Raw genomic sequence first — 21,134 nt, 5'->3', positions numbered from 1 at the left:
TACAATAGAGAAAGAAATAGAATAAAAAAGTGCATTTTGCTGGCAAAGGAGTCTCTCTATGAACTGGCCTGTAGATTTGCAAGAACCGATGAATATGCCTGATCCTTATTTTCCTATCAAAATGAATTTTTGCCATTCTTCAGAGTATGGACAGATTTTGTTCCCACACCACTGGCATCCTCATATGGAATTTTTGTATTTTGAAGAAGGCGAAGCAATTATAGAATGCAATTCAGTACCGATTCATGTACGTGCAGGAGATATTATTGTGTTAAATAGTAATGATCTTCATCATGGTATCAGTCTATGTAATCATCTGGTCTATTATGCGCTTATTGCTGATCTTTCTTCATTGCAAAGTCTTTCTCAAGATGCGGTAGAGACCAAATTTATTACGCCGATGACACAGAATCGGCTGCTTTTTCAAAGTTATATTACAGCAGATGATGCGCTTGAACGCTGTATGAACGATATTGTACATGAATTCAAAACACGTCATTTGGGGTATGAATTATCGATCAAATCCAATATGTATCGCTTGCTTACTATGCTTGTACGTCATTATGTAATTGATGATTCCAACTGGCAAAATCATCACAGTCGAATCAAAAATTTGGAACGATTTACTCCTATTTTGCAATATATCGAACAGCATTATGGGGATGAGATTCCTGTAGAAACGCTTGCTCGAATGGCAGGATTAAGCCGTTTTCATTTTAGTCGTCTTTTTCACGAATTGACCAATCGCACAGTGACCGAATATATCAATCGTGTGCGTATCAATCGAGCCGAATATTTATTGCTGAATAGCAGTATGACCGTAGCCGAGATTGCGATGGCTTCAGGATATAACGATATTTCGTACTTCAGTCGAACATTCAAAAAATACCGTGACGGTTCGCCTACTGAAATACGGGCATCATTTGCAAATGTGGAATAATATAAAAAAAGTTCACCTTATGGGCGAACTTTGATAGATGATTGATTTAATTTTTTCCAATTAGCAATAGCATCACTTACTTCTTTATCTCTCAATTGATCATTTGATTCAGGAATTGTTGGGGAAACTTCATAATTAGAGAACTGATTTTTTTGTAATGATGTAATAGAGGAAATATTCTCTTTAGGTAAGTTGGTTTGGGTAGTTTGCTTTTTCATTTCATCCACCACCTTTGTTTAAGTATACATCAATTAAATGTTGTCCAGCAAGACAAGGTATCATCATTCGAGTTGAACCTATACGTTCTGCGCCATATTCTTTTATATAATGTGTAATCAATCCTGTTTTGGAATCGAAAGCAATAAAGCCGTCTCCACCTTGATCTAAATGTCTTTTTGTAGCAAATGCAAATAAATGATGGGCTATATATTTGTATTTTTCTTGTGAACCACGATTACGGGGAGCTTTTTCAATTAAATGTATCCATACATGATCTCCTCTGTTTTCTAAAGCAATAGCACCTTCAACATAAGTAGAATGTGCAGTAGTTAATATATAAACTTCAACGTTCTCGTACTTGAAATATATTGTCCAATCAAATGTAAGTGTCCAGTCTGATTGTAAGTGTTGAATATCTATTAATTTGACTGGAGTTATACACATGGGGATCATTTTACCTGTACTATTTTCTACTAACATGTGAACACCTCAAACTATAATTTATGTAAATGAGTAATAGATATAGTTTAACAAATACAATCTACAAAGCACAGACAAGCTATCAAAGTAAAATCGTTATTTTAATCTAAGAAATGAGGTGCTTATCGATGAATATACAGAATTATTTTGCAGTGACTATGGAGCAACAGGAATTGGTGCAATGGATCGGAGAGATAGCAGATCATTATGCAGATGGAGCAGTAGAAGCAGATGAACAGAATCATTTAAATGCAGAACTTATTCAAGCGCTTAAAGACGCTGAGTATCATACCTTTTCAGTTCCTCAAGAATATGGCGGGAAAGGTATCTCGCTAACCGACTTTCTACTTTGTCAGGAACGGATAGCTCAAGTCGATGCACCGACAGCGATAGCGATAGGCTGGCATCATATTTCGATGTTTAATCTAGCGCAAAGTCGTGCCTGGGATGAAGATGTTTTTGCTGATCTTTGTCGTGATGTGGTTGAACATGGAGCACTGATCAATCGTGCGGATTCTGAAGCGTCAACAGGCAGTCCTTCACGTGGAGGTAGACCACAGACCAAAGTGACATTATCAGGAGATCAATATGTACTGAACGGTAGAAAATCATTTACAACGATGTCACCGATGTTAGATTATTTTCTGATCTCTGCAACAATCGAGCCGGATAACAAAGTGGCTGATTTCTTAATTCCACGTAACGTAGAAGGGGTGTCGATTGATCCTGTATGGGATATGGTAGGGATGCGCGGAACCGCCAGTCATAATCTAGTCTTGGAAAATGTAACTTTACCATCAAAAGCTTGTGTCGGTATACGTCCAAATGTTAATCCAGATCAACCGCGTAAATGGGAATTAAGTGCATATATGATGAATATTCCTGCTAGTTATTTGGGAATAGCGATAGCCGCCAGACAACATGCGATTGATTTTGCATCAACCTACCAACCGAATAGTGTGAATGAACCGATTATTCATTTGCCTCATATTCAGCAGAAATTAGGGCAACTGGAGCTAGAACTGACCACAGCACGTCATTTTATGTATGCAGTAGCGAACCGTTGGGATATGGAGCAACAGAATAGATTGTCTGCTGGAAAAGGATCATCTTCCGATTACCAGAACTGGAATAGTCCTGATATCGCAGCTGTCAAAACTGTAGCTATTCAAGCGGCAATATCGGTGACCGATCAAGCGATGCGTATCGTTGGCGCTCATAGTCTGGCAATGAGCCATCCATTACAACGACTCTATCGAGATGTACGCTTTGGTCTGCACAACCCACCGATGGATGATGTCACGATTACTCAACTAGCACAACGTGCTATTCGTTCACAAGGTACAAAAGAAATAGCTACCAAATGAATACTGTATACGTAATATAAAAAGAAGTAGATTGATGTATCTAAAAATAAAGCGTAATTGCGTAAAGGACGAGATATTTTGTTGATTAACACACTGGCATGGATTGGAACATTGTTTATGGTATTAGCAGTTATTTTGAGCAGTCGTGGATTTGGAGAAATCGGTGTTAGAAGGCGCAATGATGACGCTGAAATTGAAGCTTATATGGCACGCAAAAAGAAAAGAATACAGTGGGCGATTCGAAGTTTTGGAGTAGCGGTTGTAATTTATATTGTGGTTTTTGTTGTTTATGCTATAGGATGACGTATTCAAGATAGTGTTGACAGTGTCTGGAAAAACGTTATATGATGATCACAATTCAGGCAAGACAGTTAACATGATTAGATACATCAACCCATTAGAAATACACATATACTAAAAAAAGGAGGTTACGAGAAGATGAGTTATAATCCCGATTTGCAACTATTTGATCTAAAGAAAGATGAACAATCTTATTATCATCAGCGCAATTCGATACGTATTATAACGACTTATCATTCTGATCGGACCTCGCAAGATTTTATGCTTGCAGAATACATATGCTTATAGATTACCGCTTATCTTCTATGTTAGGAACGTAGAATAATACAGTTGTGTCTTACCGTATAATGATTCCAGTGTATATGACACTGTAGAGACCGCAGACGATTAAGTCTGTGGTCTTTTTTTATGTACAAATGGCAGATATAAACAGATCATGCTGAATTTGAAGGAGGGAATACGAATGTATTTAACAATCAAAGCAACCGGAGAACATGCGAATATGATCTCGCATTTATTAGCTAAAAATCCACATAACCTTTACGACCGTACCGAAAAAGGCGCTAGAGTGAGATTGGTGTATATATCTTTTGAGCCACACGATACAGAAGCTATATTATTTGTCACCCCTGATCCTATTGAGTTGGTCAAAGGCACTCCAGATCATTATGATATTACACAATATATCAACGATCGTGAATTAGCTGTTAGTAGCTTATTTTGCAGTTATATTCGTCCGGCATTAGGAACAGCACTCAATGGCAAGCCCAAAGCAGATTATATGAATTGGGTAGATTATCAATTTGATTTACAAATGACATTTGGGCCGGTGGCTTCTGATTTGCCAGATCATGTTGTAGAATCGTTGTTCCAACCGCTTGGTTATGAAGTGCAGATGGAGCGCGGGGAGATTGATTATTCATTTGATCTCAAAAATCGCAGTACAGTCCGGCATATTCAGATTAGCGGGCAACAAACACTGCAACAGATGCTACGGCAAGTATATATTTTGATACCAGTTCTGGATAATTATAAACATTATTATATCAATGAAGATGAGATTGAGCGCTTACGACGTTATGGAGAAGGGTGGTTATCCACACATCCACAGCATGATTTGATGATTAAGCGCAGTCTACGATTTGCACCGTTAATTAAAGAATATGAACAACAAGTAGCCAATGATGCATCTATGGACACTTTATTAACAGAGATATCAACACATTCAGTAGAAGATGTCACAGTACAAGCAGAATCTGCCGAACCTCTCGAATTGATTGATGTTCTAGAGACTGCCACTGAACCACCTGTAGTGCGATTGAACGAATTGCGTTATCGTGCGATCGTCGAACAAGTTAGTCTATTGCCACAGCGTAAGCAAGTGATAGATTTTGGAGCAGGAGAAGGTAAGTTATCTGTTCGTCTTGGGCAGATTGAAGGAGTCGAACAGGTCTGGGCGGTTGAACCTTCGATGCAATCTCAATTACGAGCGATTGATCGCTTTGCCAAGTTAGAAGGACGCACCGATGATGTGATTCCTGTGATTACTACCGGTTCATTATTTTATCGAGATGAACGCTGGATCGATCAAGACGTCATTATTTTGTGCGAAGTGATCGAGCATATTAACGAAGTGCGATTGCCACAAGTCATCCACACATTATTCACAGATTACCGTCCACAGACTTTAATTATTACAACACCGAATCGAGAATATAACGAAGTCTATGATATGGATATAGAAGAGATTCGTCATGCTGATCACCGTTTTGAGTGGACGCGTGCAGAATTTGAACAATATTGTACACAGTGGATACAAAATAGACCGTACACTTTTACGATCTCAGGGATCGGTGAAAAGCATGAACAGTATGGACAACCAACACAGATGGTTGTATTTCACAGAGCAGGAGGACAGCAGATATGACCGGGCAAATAACAGAGCAACGCAATGATTCAGCTACTTCTCCTATACACATTCCTTATGCAGGCATCGTCCTGTTAATGGGGGCTTCCAACAGTGGAAAAAGTACGTTGATCGAGCAACTCAAACAACAACAAGTGATTGCAGAACATGAAAGTCTGTCCTCTGATCAATTTAGGAAAATAGTTGGCGATATCGATTATATTGATTGGCGACGACCGTCTCGTGAAGAAGGCGAAGTAATGTATCAACAGTACAAACGTATTTCGGATCAGGCATTCAAAGTGATGCAAGATGTATTGATCGCACGCTGTCGCTTAAATAAATTAACAGTGGTGGATGCAACTCATTTACAACCGGAAGATCGAGCTCTCTATATCACATTGGGGAAGCGATATCATGTACCTGTAATATTAATTGCACTTGATATATCCGATCAGACTTTAATAGAACGTGATCGTAATCGTGAACATCCACGAGGGCGACAACGTGTGAAGCAACAAGCACATCAATTTAAAAGAACAATAAAAGGGTTGCGAAGCGAAGGATTTGGCGCAGTGTATGTGATCAAAGAACACAAATATGCTGATATACAGTGGCAACGATCTACCAATCCGATGTTGATCGAACTTATGACAGGTATTGATGTTATTGGTGATATTCATGGTTGTTATGATGAGATGATCGAATTGATTCAGCGTCTGGGTTATACAGTTGATAAAGAAGGATTATATCGTCATGCTGAAGGACGCAAATTAGTATCCGTTGGCGATATTATGAGCCGTGGACCAAAATCACTTGAAACGATGATTTTCTGGCAAAAGCATTTAGATGCAGATCTGGCATGGATGGTCGATAGTAATCATGGCTGGAAGATCGCTCGTTATTTAGAAGGCAGACAGGTCACAATGAATCATGGCGATGAACAGATTATTGAAGCGTTCCAGCAATACGAAGCGGATCATGGAGAAGAAGCGGCGTTATGGTTAAAAGAAAAGCTAAAACAGATGTTGTTATCTACACCTTCGCATCTTGTATTTACCCAGCAAGGTGTTCAGCGAGTCGTTGTAACTCATGCCGGGATTCGAGATGATTTTATCGGTAAAAACTCCAAACGAATTGATGATTATTGCCGTTATGGAGATATTGAAGGAATCGATGAAGCAGGCAAGCCGATTCGTAAAGACTGGTTTGTAGATCATACTTCAGGGGAATGGATTATATGGGGACATGATCCTCGTCCACAACCTACGACAGTCCATCAGACGATTAATATCGATCAAGGTGCTGTATTCGGTGGGATGTTAACCGCTTATCGTTATCCAGAACAGACATTTATCAGTGTCAAAGCGTATGCCGATTATGCACAAGATCCCAATAGCCCACTTGTTCGCTGGGAAGAAGGACGATTCGCTCCGCCTTCTTTATCACGCTTGATTGATGGGTATACGGTGCAGACAAAAGTCTATGGAGAAGTGAAAGTACGAAGCGAGTTTGTCAAAACAGCATTAGATACAACTTCACATTATACGATTCCTTTAGAAGAATTGATCTATATTCCACCAACGATGACACCACCGCCACAAGCGGCAGTTGCTGAGAACTATCTAGAACATCCAGCAGAAGCTATACACTATTATCGTACCCATGAAGTAGATACGATGATTGCCGAGAAAAAACATATGGGTAGTCGTGCTATTTTGTTATTATTCCGTAATGAACAAGCAGCTATACCTTATATCGGTAGGCCGCTTCATGGAACAATTTATACACGTACAGGTAGAGCTTTTTTCCAGACCGAGTTAGAGCGTGAAGTCTTGATTACTTTACAACAACAATTAGAAGAAGCCGGTTATTTTGCAAAGTATGAGACTGAATTTGTATTGATGGATGCTGAAATTGTACCGTGGAATCTTAAAGCACGTGAACTGATCGCTTCTCAATACGGGCATGTCTCTGAAGCGGCTACGATGGATCGAAATTATATTGTAAATCAATTGCGCAAAGCTCAAGGCGCGGGTATAGACGTAAATGAATGGATTCAGGAATGGACAATCAAACAGCAAAATGCAGCCATTTTCCGCGAAACGTTCCAGCAATATTGTTGGGATACTGATGGTATGGATGGGATTCGAATTGCTCCTTTTCATATTTTGGCACATAGTACGAGATCTCATATGGATCAGACTCATCAGTGGCATATGGAGCATGCAGAAGAATTAGCACAATACAGTGATTGGTTTATGGCGACAGAGTATAAAGTGATCACAGATACTGCTAGTGAACAAGAAGTGATAGCATGGTGGCAACAGTTAACAGAAGATGGACATGAAGGTATAGTCATTAAGCCCGAGCAGATGATTATGCATCATCGTGAACAGTTGATACAACCTGCGATCAAAGTGCGAGGACGCAAATATCTGCATATGATCTATGGTATCGATTATTTGCATCCGAATAATTTGAGTCGTCTCAAACAACGTAAAACGCGTAAAAAAGAACGCCATGCGCTAATGGAATTTGCATTAAGTGTAGAATCGGTAGAACGATTTGTCAGACGTGATCGTCTGGAACAGATTCATGAATGTGTATTAGCGGCATTATCGTTAGAATCAGATGCTGTTGATCCACGATTATAGATTGCATTTGTAGAACTAAATTAACGATTAAAATAATCTCAAAATCACTGAAGGAGTGTGAATACAGTGGCTTTTCAAGTCATAGATGGTGTACGTGTCTGGGGTGAACCAGATGCAGGCGCACTAAGTCAAGCGGTAACTTGCGCGCAAACCGGCAATGTCGTCCAAGCTTTATTAATGGCAGATCATCATAAAGGATATAGTCAACCGATCGGTGGAGTGGTAGCTTATGATGGGCAAATCTCTCCGTCAGGTGTAGGTTATGATATTGCTTGCGGAAATAAAGCTGTGCGCACCAATCTGATGGCGGCAGATGTATTGCCGAATATCAGCAAAATTATGGATGGGATTGCAAATACGATTTCATTTGGAGTAGGGCGTAATAACAAACATAAAGTCGATCATGAATTGTTCGATGATCCTGATTGGGATATATACAAAACAGCAGGTGATCTCAAAACGCATAATCTGTTAAAAGAATTAGCTCATAATCAATTAGGAACAGTAGGTAGTGGTAATCACTATGTCGATTTATTTGTCGAGCCTGTTAGTGGTAAGCTGTGGATCGGGAATCACTTTGGAAGTCGTGGATTCGGACACAAAACAGCCAGTGGATTTCTTAATTTAGCCGCAGGACGAGAATTTCTTGCCAAAGCACCCGGTGAACATATGGATCAACCGCCTGTACTGCTAAATATGAATGATGAATTAGGAGATATGTATTACCGCGCGATGAAGCTTGCTGGACGTTATGCTTATGCAGGTCGTGATTATGTCATTCAAGAAGTGCTGAAAGTGTTAGGAGCAGAAGCGGATTTTGAAGTGCATAACCATCATAATTTTGCATGGAAAGAAATGCATAATGATCAAGAAACGATCGTTATTCGTAAAGGCGCTACGCCTTCTGCACCCGGTCAGTTAGGATTTATCGGTGGAAGTATGGCAGATATCTCGGTAATTGTACGCGGTAAAGACAGTCTTGAAAATAAAGATTCCTTCTATAGTACGGTTCATGGTGCAGGACGAGTAATGAGTCGTACGCAGGCGGCAGGGAAAATGAATTGGAAAACACGCACTCGTTCCGGTGGACAGATTAGTCCGGAACAGATGCAAGCAGCAGTCGCTGATTTTGGCGTAGAATTACGTGGAGCCGATACCGATGAAAGTCCATTTGCATATCGTAAGCTACAGACTGTACTGGATGCTCATCAAGAAACATTAGATATTCTGCATGTACTTCGACCAATCGGTGTATGTATGGCAGGCGCAAATGAATTTGATCCGTATAAAGATTAATATCGTATTTAGAATATAGCTGCACTTTCCTAAGAGACTTTTACTGCCATCACAGCAGTAAAAGTCTTTTTTATTGATTTTTAATTACTTAATTACGTTATTTTTATATAGAAAATAAGTGCAAAATAGTCTAATATGTTCTTGTAACTCATTCATGAATGTAGCATAATATAACATATGATTATGATACTTAAAATTGACAAATCGAAAAAGAAAATCATATACTAAATAATGGGCATTTTCACAAAAATTAAAACTTATTTTATACATAATTTATCCTGAAAAATGAATATACATACACTATACCTGTATATGATGTTGAAGTGCCTGTCATTGATTATTCCATTATAAGAAAGGAAGCGAAGCTATTGATTCGAAAATCATTTTATATGTTGTGGGGGACACAGACAGTTTCGAATATTGCCGATATTGTATATTTACTGAGTCTGATTACGCTCGTATTTACAGCCACCGGTTCGCTTGTGACCACGATTCTTATTCCATTATTTCGAATGTTATCTAAGATTGTGAGCGGATTAATTGCTCCATTGGTATTAGCCAAATACCGTCTGACTTCTATATTAATGGTATCGCAATTCGGGCAATTTGTATTATTTTCAGGTTTGATCTTTTATTTAAATAGTACAACGACACCTGCGTATTTGATTATCTTTTTGATCGTATTCGGGATGTCTTTTCTAGATGGATGGACAGACCCAGCGCGCAATGCTTTGATTCCGCGGTTAGCGTATGATGAAGGACTTATGAGAGCAAATGGATTTATGTCGATTAGTGATCAGATTATCAAATGTGCTGGTTGGGCATTGAGTGGTCTGATTGTAGCGATTATTGGCGCAATTCCAACGATGTGGATAGCAGCAATTTGTTATTTGTTAGCGATGGTGTTTACCGCATTTATCCGCGATCCTTATGCTTCTCCGCGTACAGAGCCTTCAGTGATTGCTGTTACAGCCGAAGATACTCTAGCAACAGAAGTAATCTCTGAATCACCAGCAAATACCACTTCCCGTTGGGTGCAATTATCGGAAGGATGGAGAGTGCTAGGGCGCAATCGTCGTGTTCGAATGTTAGCGATTATCGATAATATTGATACACTTGGTGGAGCGGCATGGATTGGTGCATTTGTACTTGCTTTTGTAGTACAAGTGTTACATCAAGATGCACGCTGGTGGGGATTTATGAATGCTTCCTTTTTTGTAGGATCGATCGCAGGAGGAATATTTGTTGTAGCCAGAGTGAAAAAGCTACAAAAAAATGCGTTTCCAGTGATGTTAATCAGCCTACTGGCTTATGTGATTATTACGATTTTCTTTGCTTATAATACGGTACCATTGATTGCATTGATATTGATCGGCTTGTCAGGCTTACCGGTACAGATCGCAGGAGTGATTCGTCGGACATTGATTCAGCAAAATTTAACACCTGCTGAAACGCCTAATGTGATGTCCGCTTGGAGTGTACTGAGTAATCTTACATTTGCGATAGCGATGTTATTGTTAAGCTGGTTTGCCGATACATTCGGTATGAGCAATATGTATTTACTCGCAGGTCTTTTAACACTCGCCGCTATTATTATGGGCTTTGTCAGCCGTGCTATTTTCCGCGAAGATTATGAAGGTTATCTACAGGATAAAAAGTTGGCGACTTCAAAATATTGATTGATTTGTAGCATCATCGTAACGATCTAATTTTGTTCGAAAAGCTAATAATCTATTATCAAGGTTTATTGACCATGATCTCTAGCAAACAAAGTAAAAGCCTGTTCTTACTCCGCATCGTGTGGGAATAATGAACAGGCTTTTTTGTATAGTGATGAAATGAATAAAATTTATTCAAGTCTTTATAAGAATCGTTACAACGTTATACGCCTGAGTACGCCATAAATCCACCATCGACAGGAACGGTAATACCAGTTACAAAACCAGACGCCTGCGAATCGGCAAGCCAGAGTAATGTACCCAGTAGATCAGACGGTTCACCGAATCTACGCATCGGGGTATGAGTAATAATTTTATCAGCACGTTCAGTATAAGAACCGTCTTCGTGTTTAAGCATTTTCGCATTTTGATCGGTTAAGAAAAATCCAGGGGCAATCGCATTTACCCGAATCCCTGCATCGGCAAAATGTACAGCTAACCACTGGGTAAAGTTATTAATTGCGGCTTTGGCAGCACTATACGCCGGTACTTTGGTCATTGGCGAATATGCACTCATGGACGAAATATTGATCACTGTTGCCCCTTCGCGGTGGATCATATTACGTGAGAAAATCTGGGTAGGAATCAATGTGCCGATCATATTCAGATCAAGTACATCGCGGAATCCATTGAGTCCAATATCGTAAAAAGTCTGTTTGGAGACATCATTCAGATGCTCTTCTCGAAAAGATTCCTCTGTCGTATTTGCATCAGGATGATTCCCACCTGCACCATTGATAAGAATATCGCAAGCTCCAAATTCAGCCATCACTGTAGCTTCTGCTAGAATCACATTGTCCTCTTTGGTTACATCACAGGCTACTGCTATCGCTTCTCCGCCAGCATCCCGAATCTCAGCTGCTACCATTTCACCTTTGGCTAATGTACGATTTAAGATAGCAATTTTGCATCCTTGTCGTCCCAATTCGTAAGCCATGGTGCGACATAATACACCTGCTCCGCCTGTAATTACGACCACTTTGCCTTTAAGATGAGAGTGTAGTGGAAGTTCACTGGCTTCTGTCTCGGTAGGTGGTTCGCCGGCTGTTTTTTCAGCAGAACGAATCACTTCACGTAACGTTTTGTCTACAAGCGCATTCCCTGTTGAAGGCTTGGTAGGCACGGTTGGAGGGACATCGGCAGCGAATAATGTATCTGTTTCTACATCTGAAGTAGGTTTATGATGATCGTCTTTTCCTGTAAAAGATTGGCTCAAAGGTATCCCTTCCTTTCACATAGTGCTTCTTTGGGTGTTACAACGTTCAAGAATGCTTATATTGAAATGAATCCCACAATCCCCATAGATACATAATACCCAAAGCGCGGTCATACAACCCGTAACCCGGTCGACATTCTTCATTCCAGATATGTCTGCCATGATCCGGTCGGCAATATCCTGTAAATCCTTCTTCTTGATATGCCTGTACAATCCCTGTTAGATTCACTGTGCCATCTTGTGTACGATGAGACGTTTCTGCAAAATCGCCGTTCTCTTCCACTTTGACATTACGCAAATGGGTAAATGGAATTCGATCTGCAAATTCATGTACCATCGATACAATATCATTTTCTGGGTTAGCTCCAAGTGAACCACTGCATAATGTGATGCCATGTGACGGACTATTATACATTTGCAAAAAGCGCCGAATATTATCCTGACTGCGAATAATACGAGGCAGACCAAAAATTGACCACGGTGGATCATCAGGATGAATAGCCATTTGGATACCATTTGCTTCAGCGACAGGAATAATCTCATCCAAAAAGTACTGTAAATTATTCCACAAATCCTCTTCGGTAAATCCTTCATAAGCTTTGAACAATTCGGTTAAATGGGTTAACCGTTCAGGTTCCCAGCCGGGCATCGTTAACGCAGAATTGGCATTGATCTGGGCTACTAATTCCAGTGGATCGATATTTTCGATTTTACTTTTCTCATAAAAAAGAGAAGTAGACCCATCTGCCGCAGGACGATGTAGATCGGTACGTAACCAATCGAAAATAGGCATAAAATTATAACAAATGACCTGTACCCCAATTTCAGCCAAATGGATAATGGTTTGTTTGTAATTGGCAATATACTGATCGCGTGAAGGCAATCCAAGCTTGATATCTTCATGAATGTTAACGCTCTCAACAACATGCGTATGTAGACCATAACGATTGGCAGTCGCCTGAATCTCATGAATCCGTTCTTGCGGCCATACTTCACCAACAGGCACATCATGCAGTGCCCAGACAATGCCTTCGACTCCGGGAATCTGCCGAATCTGATCTAATGTGACGGTATCGTTATGCTCGCCGAACCATCTGAATACCATTTTCATTACGATAACACCTCCAACGTTTATAGTGCATATCCTGAATTGTATAAAATAAGTATAACTATAACAATAAAGTAAGAATATTCATTACACAACAACGAACTTGCCCGCCAGTAGGAGAGCAAGTTCATAGTTAGGCTTTCCATTCGGAAGGCATCATCATTTGATTTTTGCGATAATGACTGGGCGATATACCCGACCAGCGCTTGAATTGCCTGCTGAAATGAGCAATATCACGATACCCCAAAATCGAAGCGATATCTTGTATCGACATTCGTTGATCGGACAATAATAATTTGGATTTGTGAAGCACAAGATTAGATAAGTAGCTACGTGGAGAAATCGCAAATACCTGATGAAAAATTCGATTGCAATGAGAAGGGCTGATACCTAGTTCTGCTGCAATATCATCAATCCCATAATGAGAATCAGAAGTCGCTTCCAGTTGAGCAATATTTCGATTAGCTATCCCTTGCAATCGAGCAGCAATCTGATGTGCCATCTCGACATGAGCATAACTAGCAGGAGCAAGACCAGCCGCTTCATTAGATATCGCTTCCCAGAGGACACCAAACAATTCAAATACCGCAGCTTGCAGATGCATTCGACGCGTAATGATATGTTCATCTGTATGTTCGATAGGATTGGCAATTTTGAGTAAGTATGGTTGCATCGCTTGAGCTACTGCACTGGATTGTTTGAACATGACTTGATTCAATCGCTCTAACAAAGATAGAAATAAACGATCATCAATATCGAAATGAATACAAAAATACGTAAAAGACTGTCCTTCGATCGTGCGACTGGAATGAGAAGTACCGGGTGGAAGAATCATCAGATCGCCCTTTTGCTGAACATAGCTTTGAGAGCCAACAGTCATTAATTGTTGACCTTCTAACACATAATTAATCTCATATTGTGGATGATCGTGAATAGGATATTGCCAATCTGTACTGACAGTACGCAAGTGAATACCGAACAAATTCATTGTTGTCTGCACATCGGGAAAAATGGTCTCAGCTAGACTTTGTCCCCATTCGGGTGGAATAAAGGAAGTAGACATGGACAACCTCCAATCTCACTATAATGCTTGATTTGGGTAAATAGTGGAGCGATTTGGAAATGGTATTACAGAATGTAGTTTGTTAGGATAAATCTGAACTATTAAGGTAATTACTGATAGCATACACGGATACTTATCAAAATGAAAGGGGTTACATGAAATGATAAAAAATTCATTTTATAATGTACAACATTCTCCAATCGGTGCATTTGCTAGCTTTACATTAGGATTCAAAGGAGCCAAAGGAGGACTGGGTCTAGAACTTGGCAAACCAGCGGATGAGAATATCTATATCGGATTACAATCAAGAGATGGATCTACGTATGAAGCACTACCTTTTTTTACTCAAGTGGAAGATGAAAGTTCTCGTTATGATGTAGAAAAGGAGAAACAGACAAATGATTCGTCAGCAATATCGTTAGTTCAGTATCAAGACGAACAAATCGAGCGTACCTTAGATATAGCTACAGATACATGGACAGCTGGCGATCTTACTTTTAAAATTTATTCTTCTGTGCGTCCTGTTCCTGATCCTGCACATGCAAGTGACGAAGAACTCCAATCAGCTATCGTGCCTGCTGTATTTGCCGAAATGACGATTGATAATACAGAAGGTAAAACAAGCAGACGATCTTTTTTTGGATATGAAGGAAGTGATCCTTATCGCTCAATGCGTGTCATTAGCGGAGCAGATGATCAAGCAAATGACTCCTATGTAGGAGTAGGACAAGGAAGACAGACAGCCATTCTATGCGATGATTCAGAGGTAACACCAGCACTTGGATTTGGTATTGAAAAAGTATTGCAAGAAACATTTGCTAATAATTTATATTTTGGTCTAGGGATTGTAGGCGCGCTCCTGATGGATGTACCCGCAGGGCAAAAGCGTACTTTCCGGTTAGCGATCTGCTTTTATAGAGATGGAATAGTGACTACAGGAATAGACACTTCTTATTATTACACCCGTTATTTTAAGCGTATAGAAGAAGTAGGTACATATGCGCTACACAACTGGGAATCGTTGATTGATGCTTGTGAACAAGCGAATAAGTGGATTGGTGAAAGTAATAAGCTTAATCCAGATCAGCATTTTATGGTGGCACAATCGATTCATAGTTATTATGGCAGTACTCAATTGTTACAGACAGTCGATCACCAACCGCTCTGGATCGTCAATGAAGGTGAATACCGGATGATGAATACACTCGATCTTACTGCTGATCAATTGTATTACGAACTGATTATGAATCCATGGACTGTACGTAATGAATTAGAACTTTTTGTGGAGCGATATAGCTATTATGATCAAGTGTGCTTTCCACAAGATCGGACAGCCTATCCGGGGGGGTTATCCTTTACACATGATGTTGGTATAGCCAATCATTTTTCTCGTCCACAGTATTCAGCTTATGAATTAGCAGGGATTGATGATTGTTTCTCTTATATGAGTCATGAAGAATTGATCAACTGGCTCTGCTGTGCATTAACATATATCGAGCAGACCAAAGACCATGATTTTAAGCAAAAATATATGAATATACTGCAAGATGGATTGCAAAGTATGCTTAATCGGGATCATCCAGATCCAGAACAACGTAACGGTCTGATGGGATTAGATAGCGATCGTACACAAGGCGGAGCTGAGATTACAACGTATGACAGTCTAGATGTATCGCTCGGTCAATCTCGTAACAATATTTATCTGGCAGGTAAATGCTGGGCAGTCTACTTGGCATTAGAAAAATTATTTGTTGAGGAAGGTCAGACGGAATATGCAGAGCAAGCAGGAGCACAAGCAGATCGCTGCGCCGCAACAGTAACGGCTCATTTGAATGAGCAAGGGTATATTCCAGCAGTTATAGGCGAAGGCAATGATTCGCAGATTATTCCAGCGATCGAAGGATTGGTATTTCCTTATTTCACAGGCTGTGCCAAAGCGCTTGAACGTGATGGACGATTTGCAGATTATCTTCAAGCACTGCATACTCATTTGAATACTGTACTGGTCAAAGGAACATGTTTGTTTGATAATGGCGCTTGGAAATTATCATCGACAAGTAACAATTCATGGCTTAGTAAAATCTATCTGTCACAATTTATAGCACGTGAGATTATGGGGTTAACATGGGATGAACAGGGACTTACAGCAGATGCTGCTCATGTGGAATGGCTGACTCATCCAGAGTATTCTTACTGGTGTTGGAGTGACCAGATTATATCCGGCATTATTAGCGGTAGCAAATATTATCCACGCGGAGTGACTTCGATCCTCTGGTTATGGGAAAAAGGGGACGGTAAACTGCGTACACCTGAAGCCTTATCTCACCCCATAACATCAGCTCAGATATAGAAATTAAAGTCTTTCAAATAATAGTATCTATACAAAAAGGATTAAATCTATTTCTCTGCTAAGACTACACAGAGGATTAAGATTTAATCCTTTTCACTATACTTCTTTAAAAAAAGGCATAATCTGCATATCAAAAACAAACTCTTTTTCCTGTAATTGATACTTTTCAGCCAGTTGAGGTCCACAAGAATTTGAGCCAACGCCACTCATTTTATAATCCAGATGGATAAACGTTTCTGGTCGGCGAATCAGTTCATAAGTATGTTTTGCTTGCATGATGTCTGTTGTCGTGTAATGAGAAGCATTGAAAGAAAAAGGTTGAGAACCTGTAAAATAAAGCCCGGCACCCATCGCTTGCGTAGCACTCATCCATTGCGTTTCAAAGCGTGATCCATTTTCCTGAGGCATAATATAATGGTAAAAGAGATCATCGACCGTTTTCTTATATTTGTCAAAACGTGTACTGTGATGCTTATCTATATAACTTTCATGCGGGCCACGTCCAAAATAATCTATATATTCCGTTCCTGCGGGCATAGCAAGCAATAAGCCAAACCGGGGTAGAAATGGAGCGGTATCCAGTACACTGACTTTGACTTTGAACTCTAGTCTGCCATCACTTTGAATCGTCCACCAGGCTTCACCACGCAACACAGGATATTGACTATAAGAAGACAGTGAAAAAGAAGTAGTAATGATCACTGATTGCTCTGCTACACATGACCAATGGCTATTATACACTTTGGTTGCAAGATGATCGTACCCGTTATCTAACCATTTTTCTTTGATATGCATATCGTTATCAATCGGTGCTCTCCAGATAGTAAATGCTGTCGGCTGTTGCAGTAATGGAACTCCTGATTTGCTCCATTCTGTAAATTGTCCACGTTCCAGATCATAGACGTAACGGAAATCTATACCTTCAATAACTAAGTGTCCATAAGATTCGTTAGTCTGTAACGGATGATCTACCAATAGATGATATTCAGAATCGTTCTTGGTAGAAAACTCTGTTATCGCTACAGGATCAATAGGAATATAGAATTGAGCAAATGCAATCTCATAACCGATCGGCGCCCATACCTGTTCTGTATTTGTCAGCACAGAGAATGTAAGATAGCGCAGAGGATGAGTATTGTATTGCAGAGCAGAAGTAGGAACAGTGATCGTAGCCGAATGCTGTGGAGCGATAGCAGGCATACGTATAGTTCCTTGCTCGATAAGCAGACCTTCATCTTCGATTTTCCAGTGTATTACCAAGTGAGATACATCGGTGAAATCGTATAGATTGGTAATGCTAAATTGATTTCCGATAGCAGAGCGTGTATTTCCTTCTACTGTAATTAACGATTCAATACGCACAGGAGCCATGATTTGTTTGAGTTCTAATAATCCTGCATGTGGCTTACGATCAGGCGACACCAGACCATCGATACAGAAATGACCATCGTTAGGCTTATCTCCAAAATCTCCTCCGTACGCATAATACGATTGTCCGTTTGCACTCACTTGAGCAATACCATGATCGACCCATTCCCAGACACAGCCACCCATCAATTTGGGATAAGCATAAATAGCATCCCAGTATTGCTTGAGATCACCGGGTCCATTTCCCATAGCATGACTGTATTCACAAAGAAATAAAGGCTTGGTATTGTTGTTATCACTAGCATACGCAATAATATCAGCAGGCGAAGTATACATACGACTCTCTACATCCAGAACGCTTACATCTTCATGCCCTTTGTATATAGGAGCCGCACCTTCATAATGGACTGGACGAGAAGGATCGCGTTCGCGTGTCCATCGAGCCATCGCAATATGATTGATATCGTAACCTGACTCATTGCCCATTGACCACATGATTACAGAAGAGAAATTTTTATCGCGTTCGATTAAGCGTACTGCACGTTCAACAAAGGATTCTTTCCAGTCAGGATTGACCGATAATTGATGAAAAGCCCCATCAGCAAAATCTTCAGGAATACCGATACCATGACATTCTAGATCGACTTCATCGATAACATAGAAGCCATATTCATCACAATACTCCATAAATTTAGGATCATTAGGGTAATGAGAAGTTCGAATCGTATTAATATTATGTTGTTTCATTAACTGTAGGTCAGTCAGCATATGTTGAAGAGGAATCGTCTGTCCAAGCTCAGGGTGAGAATCATGACGATTTACCCCTTTTAATTTAAGGGGTTGTTTATTTATCTGAAATACGCCATCTTCTGTAATCTCAATCTGACGTAAACCTACTGCAAATCGCAGAACTTCTTGACCGGATTTGATATACAAAGTATACAGTGCGGGAGATTCTGCATTCCAAAGAATGGGATGAGTGATCTCCATAGTGACCGTTGCAGCCTGATCTACTAAAGCAGTTGTCGTTAACAATTCGGAGCCGTCCGGTGCCAGCAGAATCGCTTGCACTTCCAGATGTTCGTTCGCTGTTACCAGTGTAGAACATTCCAATTGGATATCGAGTCGGGCTTGATGGTAATGATCATAGTCATAATCCAACGACTGCTGTACAAACACATCACGTATATGTTGAGAGTCACGTGTCAGCAGATAAACATCGCGAAAAATCCCGTTATAACGCCACATATCTTGATCTTCCAGATAAGAACCATCACACCATTTTAGTACCAGTACAGCGATACGGTTCACCCCTTCTTGTAAATAAGGAGTAACACGAAATTCAGCAGGCATACGGCTACCCTGACTGTATCCGACAAACTGTCCATTGATCCACAAGTACATACACGATTGAACACCTTCAAATACAATATACGATTCTCGTTCTTGCCAGCCTTGTTGCAAGCGGATTTCTTTTACATAAGCACCGGCTGGATTCTGATCTGGGATAAAAGGAGGATCACAAGGAAACGGATAACTAAGATTCGTATAATGTTGTTGATCATATCCATTGGTCTGCCAGCAAGAAGGAACAAGCAAAGAATCCCATGCGTGTACATCATATTCTGGCATAAAAAAAGCAGGTTCTACATCTCGCACTGTATCATAATAACGGAATTGCCAACCTCCATTTAGAGACTGGTAAAAAGGAGATTTTCCGCGTTGACGAGTATGTGCGCTTGGTATATCAGCATACGGAATATAATAAGATCGGGCAGGTTCACGATTCACTTGCAATACATTCAGGTCTTTCCAATAGCTAGGAATGGTCGTATTCATAGGGAAGATGGCTCCTTACTGGATTGAAGTGCGTACTGGCTAACGAATTCAGCAAATAAACTATTTGCCCATGCAAACCACGGGCGGGTAAACTTTGTAGGATCGTCTTTGTGGAATCCTTCATGCATAAAGCCTGTATCGGCATGAGTGCTAGCCAGAGTATCAAGAATTGATTTTATTTCTAACGGATCGGTCGAAGTGAGTCCTTGCATCGACAACGCAATATGCCAGATATAATCAGTCGGTGTATGCGGGCTACCAATTCCACTTGCGGCTATACCTGTAAAATAATACGGGTTGTGCTCACTCAATACAAATGCACGTGTGTTCTGATATACCTTATCCTCGACAGCACGATAACCCAAATAAGGAATAGATAATAAGCTAGGGACATTGGCATCATCCATTAGATTATGATTGCCTTGTCCATCTGTTTCATAGGCATAGATTTTGCCATATTGCGGATGAATTACAGTACCGTAATTTTCGATTCCAAAATCGATTTCTTCTTGTAAACGCAAAGCTTTGGTTGCCAGACGCTCATCATGATACATGTCGATTGCAATTTCTGCCATATAACCAAGCACAACCGAGGCGAACATATTAGATGGAATCAGATATCCAAATGTACAGGCATCATCACTAGGGCGAAATCCTGACCACGTCATACCTGTATATGAAGTAGGCATACCTTTACCTTGATTACGAAGTGTATCTGAAGGAGGGCAATCTTCACGCATAAATACATAAGGAGAATGATCATCATGATGTTGTTCACAACGCCAGAGATCGATAATCCGGTGGAGCACGGTGCGAAAAGATTCATCAAATAGATCTGTACGTCCTGTAGCTTTCCAGAATAAATAGCTAAGTTGAATCGGGTAACAAAGGGAATCAATCTCATATTTACGTTCCCATACCCAGCCATTTAGTTCTGTCAGATCGATATCATACCGATGATCATTATCTTCGATATTAAAAGCATTTCCATAAGGATCAATCCCGATATAAAAGATCTGGCGACGAATTACACCTGCGATCATATCAGCCACTTCAGTATCATGCACAGCGACAGGCAAATAATGCCGTACTTGAGCTGTGGAATCTCGTAACCACATCGCTGGAATATCGCCTGTAATCACAAATGTACTGCCATCGGCTAATCGTTGTAAGGTCGTCTCATACGTATTGGCATAACACTGATGGAACATCCCCTGTAATACAGGCAGATGTTCCAATTGTTGTTCAATGTGCTGAATATACGTATTCATTGCTGTTGTCAGTGGCAAAGGGGGCTGAGTATTCAT

General features: G+C 40.2%; 15 protein-coding genes. 8 read left to right on the top strand and 7 right to left on the bottom strand.

Annotation, left to right across the window (positions count from 1 at the left end; all coding sequences use genetic code 11):
- Positions 1-58: 58 nt before the first annotated feature.
- Entirely contained in the window at positions 59-940 is an 882-nt protein-coding gene (locus PQ460_RS19200; protein ID WP_274170802.1) for an AraC family transcriptional regulator, read from the top strand.
- 17 nt (positions 941-957) lie between these two features.
- Here the strand turns inward: PQ460_RS19200 and PQ460_RS19195 are convergent, their stop codons facing one another.
- Complete coding sequence (locus PQ460_RS19195) at positions 958-1,158, bottom strand: hypothetical protein (RefSeq protein ID WP_274170801.1); 201 nt, start codon at positions 1,156-1,158, stop codon at positions 958-960.
- Between the two features lies 1 nt (position 1,159).
- On the bottom strand, positions 1,160-1,639 hold the full coding sequence (locus tag PQ460_RS19190) for a hypothetical protein (RefSeq protein ID WP_273615089.1): 480 nt from the start codon (positions 1,637-1,639) through the stop codon (positions 1,160-1,162).
- A 128-nt stretch (positions 1,640-1,767) separates the two neighbouring features.
- On the opposite strand from PQ460_RS19190, the gene PQ460_RS19185 reads away from it, so the two are divergent.
- The 6 genes from PQ460_RS19185 to PQ460_RS19160 all read left to right on the top strand — a co-directional run bounded on the left by PQ460_RS19185 (position 1,768) and on the right by PQ460_RS19160 (position 10,844).
- Positions 1,768-3,006: an acyl-CoA dehydrogenase family protein gene (locus PQ460_RS19185; RefSeq protein ID WP_274170800.1), complete on the top strand. Its 1,239-nt coding sequence runs from the start codon at positions 1,768-1,770 to the stop codon at positions 3,004-3,006.
- Positions 3,007-3,063: 57 nt separating this feature from the next.
- Entirely contained in the window at positions 3,064-3,309 is a 246-nt protein-coding gene (locus PQ460_RS19180; protein WP_274170799.1) for a hypothetical protein, read from the top strand.
- 460 nt (positions 3,310-3,769) lie between these two features.
- Positions 3,770-5,233, top strand: coding sequence for a 3' terminal RNA ribose 2'-O-methyltransferase Hen1 (locus PQ460_RS19175; RefSeq protein WP_274170798.1), 1,464 nt, complete (start codon positions 3,770-3,772; stop codon positions 5,231-5,233).
- Entirely contained in the window at positions 5,230-7,869 is a 2,640-nt protein-coding gene (locus tag PQ460_RS19170) for a polynucleotide kinase-phosphatase (protein ID WP_274170797.1), read from the top strand. The genes PQ460_RS19175 and PQ460_RS19170 overlap by 4 nt, the downstream gene beginning before the upstream one ends.
- Before the next feature lie 66 nt (positions 7,870-7,935).
- A complete protein-coding gene (locus PQ460_RS19165; RefSeq protein WP_274170796.1) occupies positions 7,936-9,165 on the top strand; it encodes an RtcB family protein in 1,230 nt (409 codons plus the stop codon).
- A gap of 368 nt (positions 9,166-9,533) precedes the next feature.
- A complete protein-coding gene (locus tag PQ460_RS19160) occupies positions 9,534-10,844 on the top strand; it encodes an MFS transporter (RefSeq protein WP_274170795.1) in 1,311 nt (436 codons plus the stop codon).
- A 202-nt stretch (positions 10,845-11,046) separates the two neighbouring features.
- On the opposite strand, the gene PQ460_RS19155 is transcribed toward PQ460_RS19160, so the two are convergent.
- The 3 genes from PQ460_RS19155 to PQ460_RS19145 all read right to left on the bottom strand — a co-directional run bounded on the left by PQ460_RS19155 (position 11,047) and on the right by PQ460_RS19145 (position 14,270).
- Positions 11,047-11,949 (bottom strand): SDR family oxidoreductase, encoded by a 903-nt coding sequence (locus tag PQ460_RS19155; protein WP_273616239.1) that lies wholly within the window; start codon positions 11,947-11,949, stop codon positions 11,047-11,049.
- A 196-nt stretch (positions 11,950-12,145) separates the two neighbouring features.
- Positions 12,146-13,210 (bottom strand): mannonate dehydratase, encoded by a 1,065-nt coding sequence (uxuA, locus tag PQ460_RS19150; protein WP_274170794.1) that lies wholly within the window; start codon positions 13,208-13,210, stop codon positions 12,146-12,148.
- Positions 13,211-13,340: 130 nt separating this feature from the next.
- Positions 13,341-14,270, bottom strand: coding sequence for an AraC family transcriptional regulator (locus tag PQ460_RS19145; RefSeq protein ID WP_274170793.1), 930 nt, complete (start codon positions 14,268-14,270; stop codon positions 13,341-13,343).
- Positions 14,271-14,430: 160 nt separating this feature from the next.
- On the opposite strand from PQ460_RS19145, the gene PQ460_RS19140 reads away from it, so the two are divergent.
- A complete protein-coding gene (locus PQ460_RS19140; RefSeq protein WP_274170792.1) occupies positions 14,431-16,620 on the top strand; it encodes a glycoside hydrolase family 52 protein in 2,190 nt (729 codons plus the stop codon).
- Positions 16,621-16,716: 96 nt separating this feature from the next.
- Here the strand turns inward: PQ460_RS19140 and PQ460_RS19135 are convergent, their stop codons facing one another.
- Positions 16,717-19,827 (bottom strand): glycoside hydrolase family 2 TIM barrel-domain containing protein, encoded by a 3,111-nt coding sequence (locus PQ460_RS19135; RefSeq protein WP_274170791.1) that lies wholly within the window; start codon positions 19,825-19,827, stop codon positions 16,717-16,719.
- On the bottom strand, positions 19,824-21,134 hold the full coding sequence (locus PQ460_RS19130; protein WP_443147170.1) for a glycoside hydrolase family 125 protein: 1,311 nt from the start codon (positions 21,132-21,134) through the stop codon (positions 19,824-19,826). The genes PQ460_RS19135 and PQ460_RS19130 overlap by 4 nt, the downstream gene beginning before the upstream one ends.

This window comes from Paenibacillus sp. KACC 21273 (assembly GCF_028736095.1).
Classification (GTDB): domain Bacteria; phylum Bacillota; class Bacilli; order Paenibacillales; family Paenibacillaceae; genus Saccharibacillus; species Saccharibacillus kyungheensis.
Note: the sequence above shows the minus strand (reverse complement) of the source record. Positions and strands in the feature narration are given on the sequence as shown.